4 protein-coding genes are annotated in these 4,545 nt (G+C 65.1%); all 4 read right to left on the reverse strand.

From position 1 onward, the window contains the following. The coding region (locus tag HMPREF1316_RS12195) for a WG repeat-containing protein (protein WP_021727343.1) at positions 1 to 1,607 on the reverse strand (1,607 nt) is incomplete at its 3' end. A gap of 5 nt (positions 1,608 to 1,612) precedes the next feature. Continuing rightward, on the reverse strand, positions 1,613 to 3,652 hold the full coding sequence (locus tag HMPREF1316_RS12200) for a hypothetical protein (RefSeq protein ID WP_232204539.1): 2,040 nt from the start codon (positions 3,650 to 3,652) through the stop codon (positions 1,613 to 1,615). A gap of 80 nt (positions 3,653 to 3,732) precedes the next feature. Beyond that, complete coding sequence (locus HMPREF1316_RS12205) at positions 3,733 to 4,008, reverse strand: hypothetical protein (RefSeq protein WP_021727344.1); 276 nt, start codon at positions 4,006 to 4,008, stop codon at positions 3,733 to 3,735. A gap of 114 nt (positions 4,009 to 4,122) precedes the next feature. Next, positions 4,123 to 4,545, reverse strand: a 423-nt coding sequence (locus HMPREF1316_RS12210) for a WG repeat-containing protein (protein ID WP_198009707.1), incomplete at its 5' end; no start/stop codon positions are given.

Here is a 4,545-nt window from a genome sequence, read left to right on the forward strand (position 1 = left end):
AGGCGTCCACGAGGCCCCAGAGGTCCCGTGGCGGTCGTCGCGGGCGGCGGCCAGGCCGGAGGACGAGTCGAAGGGGCCCACGGGCGCCTCGAAGAGGGAGGGTCCCCGAAGGCCCTCTCGTCGGTGGCCCACGTGCCGTCGGGCAGGGCGATGCCCCAGCCGGAGCCGGGCCTTGCGGCGAAGGCCGCGTCGGACGGCCGCGCGCCGGCGGCGATCATGCCCAGGCGTCTCTCTGACAGCCATGCGCCCGACGTGTCCATGATGCCGTAGCTGGTGCCTCCTGGCGACTCGTCGGCGAAGCAGAGCCCGCCCCAGGGCGAGCCGAGCCTGCCGAACGACGGGGCGAGCGCCCACGAGCCCGAGGCGTCCACGAGCCCCCAGCGCCCGGGGACGGAGCCCTCGGGCACGGCTCCGGGGGCGGCGGAGCACCCCGCGAGCGCGGGCAGGGCGGCCGCGGCGGCCGCCGCGGCGCCGAGCGCCGCCCTGCGGGTCAGGCAGCTGTGAGCTGCGCCCCGTGTGCCCCCCGCCATGGCGATCACCCCTCCTCCGGGTCGGTCCGCGCCAACGTCATGTCGGAGCCAAGGAACGACCTCATCACGTAATACCGCTCTCTGGAGACCCACTCCCCCGACGAGTCGATGACCCCGTAGCCGTCCCGGTCGCTCGCGACGCCGCGCGTCCCCGAGGCGTCGAAGCCGCGCGCGTCGGAGAAGCGCGGCTCGACCGCCCAGGAGCCGTCGGGGCGGACGAACCCCCCAGCCCCCGTCCCCCGCCCGCAGGACGGCAAGGAGCTGCGAGGCGGGCGACCCCTCCACCTGCACGAAGGCCGGCTCGACGACCCAGGACCCGGAGGTGTCGACGTAGCCCCAGAGGTGCGTCTCCAGGTCGAACGCGCCGGCGAGGCCGGAGGCGCCGGGGGGCTCGAGCTGGGAGAACGCCGGGGGCGCGACCCAGGAGCCCGACGCGTCCACGAGGCCATAGAGCTTGGTCTCCTCATCCATGGCCGAGATAAGCCCGAGGGAGCCGCCCGAGATCATATAGCCGAAGGACGGCGCGGACCTCCAGGCGCCGAATCGATCCATGAGGCCCCAGAGCCCGCTCGCGGCGTCGAAGGCGGCGGTGAGGCCGGACGCGGTGTCGAACGGGCAGATGGGCGCATATCCTCCGGGGCCGTCCGGGAGGAACGGCTCGGCGAGCCACCCGCCGTCCCAGCCGGCGACGCCCCAGAGCCCCGAGCGGGCGTCCCTGGCGGCGAACACGTCAGACTGCATGCTCGTGACGACGGCCTGCCACCGAGGCCTGACCCTCCACGAGCCGGTGGAGACGTCGACCACGCCGTACAGCTCCTCGCCACACGCGCCGGTGCCAGCGCTATTCCGCCGCGAGGCCAGGCAGAGCCCGCCGTACAGTCCGTCGGCTCCCCCGAACCGGGGCTCGAGCACCCACTTCCCGGAGGCGTCGGCGACGCCCCAGAAGCCCTTGGGGAGCATATGGGACCCACCGCCCAGGGAGCATGCGCTGAGACTGGCCGCCCCCAGGAGCGCCCCGGCCGCCCCCGCGACAAGCAGGCGGCGCGACATGGCACTTGACGCTATGGCCCCGGTCATCCTACTCACTCCCCACCGCCACTGTCGGAGCTCTCCGGCGGCGCAGGAGCATCTGGCGATAAGCTGGTGTTGGTGGATCTATAGACATCTGCAACGGTGATCCCCTCGGGGACCTCGTACCTTACCCACTTATGTTCCGCTGGACTCCATTTGTAATATACATAGACTGTCGACTCCATCCACTCGGCAATTGATTGTCCTCCACCATGCTCGCTATAATCCGACATCATGCGCTCATAAGCAGCGCGATCGCTGTCACTGTTAAAGCCAGGCATATAATTTTCTGTCGATCCGTCCTCATACACCACTGTGCCGCCATATACAACGTGACCACAATTTTCTAGCTGGCCTGAACTAACTAGCGCACCTATGGTTTTCAGAAATTCGTTGGCCTTGTTTGCCGCCTCGAGATTTTCTATGACGGTCCCTGCTATGCCAGCAGCAGTCCAACCCAAAAAAATTGGCAGGTTATCCAAAGGCCCCGGCACAAGCAGCCCTATCAATGAGCTTGCAGATGTCTCCGCCAAAGTACCATTGAGTGACGGATTACTTGCATTAAGCTCAGTAAGTAGCTTTATCGCAGTAAACACGCTGTCGGAAATGCTTGCAGATTGCGCAGGATCGATTACCCAGAATGTCGTGGGTTTAAATGTAGCACCATGCGTATCTACCTGAAAATGCTTACCAAAACTTACACGAATGCACCTGACGCCTTGTTTCTCTCCATAGCTACATCCCCACTCAACATTAAAGTCGTTTGGTACTGAATAGTCATTGATAGAAATTCCAGTATCCTCGTACACACCAAAGCTATTCTTTGTCTGAATATGTTGGCCCGAATTCACATCCACAACACAGGATACAGTGTACTGCTGTCCTGTCTTAAGTAATCCTGTCGCTATTCCACACATTGCATAAATAGCTCTTATTTTATCAGCGTTATCTGGACCAGAACCACCAAAATCGTCTAAACCGTTACTAGAGTAAGCAGCGTTCGTGCGGTCCAATACATAGCTCTTGAGCAGCGCCGCGAAGTTTTCCTTCATAGAATATTGAGTCGCGACTGACACCTGTGAGTTACCAGATGTGTCCTTAGGATTAACGACAGGGCTACGTGTTGTTTTATCTTCTTTGTAGCCCATCTGCACCATTTTATTGAAAAGGTTGGCGTATGCCTGGTATCTCTCTGTCTGGGCTGAGTCATTTTTCAATGCAACGCACTTCTGCGCCACGTGCTCCATCGCGTCGCGCCACGCCCTGTAGTCGTCCTCGCCGAGCAGCGATGCGGGCTTGTCGTAGATGTCCTCCAACTCGTCCTCGTTGCACACGGGATTGCCGTCGGCGTCCTCGGTGACGATGCTCTGCCCAGTCGGCACGCTCCGGCAGGCATGCTGGAGTCCCGGCACCCATGACATGTCGGCCTCTCCCCAGTCCATCGAGGCAGCGTCGTAGCCCGCTGCCGAGAACGCTGCGGCAGCCTGGTCGAGAGAGTCCGTCATCTCCCCGATCTGGTCATATACGCCGTTAGTCGCGGACAGGTAGGAGTCAATCTTGTCGAGCCATTCCTTCGCCACCGCCTGGCGCTCTTCTGCCTGACCGGCAAGCCTGTCGGCAGTCGCCGCCGCGACCTCCTCCCTTTGGACCATGCCGCCACTATCCGCATCACTGCCCCCACCCGACGCCGCGTGCGACGCCGCCTCCGCATGTGCCTTCGCGCTCGCCTGGTACGCCTCCTTCATTCGCCCCGCCTGGTCGTAGAGCGACTGCCACTCGTCCCTGCTGACGGGCTCCGTCCCGCCGAAGACGGACAGCTCGTCGTTGACGGTGCCGTCGACCTTCACCATACTCTTCATGCGGTAGCCGACCCCGTCGATGTAGGCGCGGTATGATGACAGCCTCCTCCTCGCCGCGTCGTAGCCGCCGCCGTTCAGCCTCCCGTCGACGCCGAAGTTGTAGATCGCCTTGTTCACGCCATCGATGCCCTCTTGCATCTGGTCGACGCCCGACGACTTGTCGCCGATCTGCTGGCCCAGCTGGTTGGGCATTATCACGGTCCCGGAGCACATGTGCTACCCCACCCCTCCCTGTCTCACGAAGCCACGGCCCCTGGTAGGCCGGGACGCCTCTAGATAGATATGTGCCGCGCCGCGTAGCTGTCGGCACGCATGTACGTCTCGGCGGCCTTCTCGATGTTGCCCGCATCCGTCGCGATGCTGTCCTTGAGGGCGTTGAAGATCTCCACCGAGTCGTCGTACGTGGACCTGCAGCCCTCCGCGGCGCTCGTGGTGTCGCCATAGACGCCCGATATCGTCGGGGCGGTCGTCTGTACCTTCAATGCCTCGGCAAGATCAACGGCAGCGGAGTCGTCGCTGCTGATCTGCCCGTCAGCGTTCATCCCCATGGCAAGCCACCTTCCCAATCCAAGACAGGACCGACCATGCCCTCCCCATCATCATAGTGGGCGCCGCCCAGGAGCGTTGGCCGGCATCCCCTGGCGGCGCCCGCCGGGCGCGGGCTACCCGTCGCTCTGCGCCGGGGCGAGGCCGTTGTCCGCGAAGCGCCCGATGGACCGGAACCCCGGCGTGACGGACCACTCCCCCGTGGAGGCGTCCGCGACGCCGCAGGGCGAGTCGGGGCCGCCCTCCTGGGCGCCCAGGCTGTCCGGGCCCACGAACCAGGGGGCCGACCGGAACCTCGGCGCGAGCGCCCACTCGCCCGAGGCGGCGCCCGCGAGGCCCCAGAGGCCCGAAGAGGGGTCCCGCGCTGGGGTGCGCCCGCCCTCCTCCTCGGCCGCGGTGCCGTCCGAGGAGCCCCCGACGTCCTGCCATCGGGGCGGGACGGCCCACGTCCCGTCTGCGGCGGGGACGCCCCAGAGCCCCGAGGACGCGTCCCTGGCCAGGAGCCCGCCCCGGCGAGGTCCCTGCACTCGGACCACGAG

Source organism: Olsenella profusa F0195, from assembly GCF_000468755.1.
GTDB lineage: Bacteria > Actinomycetota > Coriobacteriia > Coriobacteriales > Atopobiaceae > Olsenella_F > Olsenella_F profusa.

Excerpts from the sequence above, each read along its gene's own strand:
- HMPREF1316_RS12200 (WP_232204539.1), bottom strand. The coding sequence starts at position 3,652 with ATGCCCAACCAGCTGGGCCAGCAGATCGGCGACAAGTCGTCGGGCGTC.
- HMPREF1316_RS12205 (WP_021727344.1), bottom strand. The coding sequence starts at position 4,008 with ATGGGGATGAACGCTGACGGGCAGATCAGCAGCGACGACTCCGCTGCC.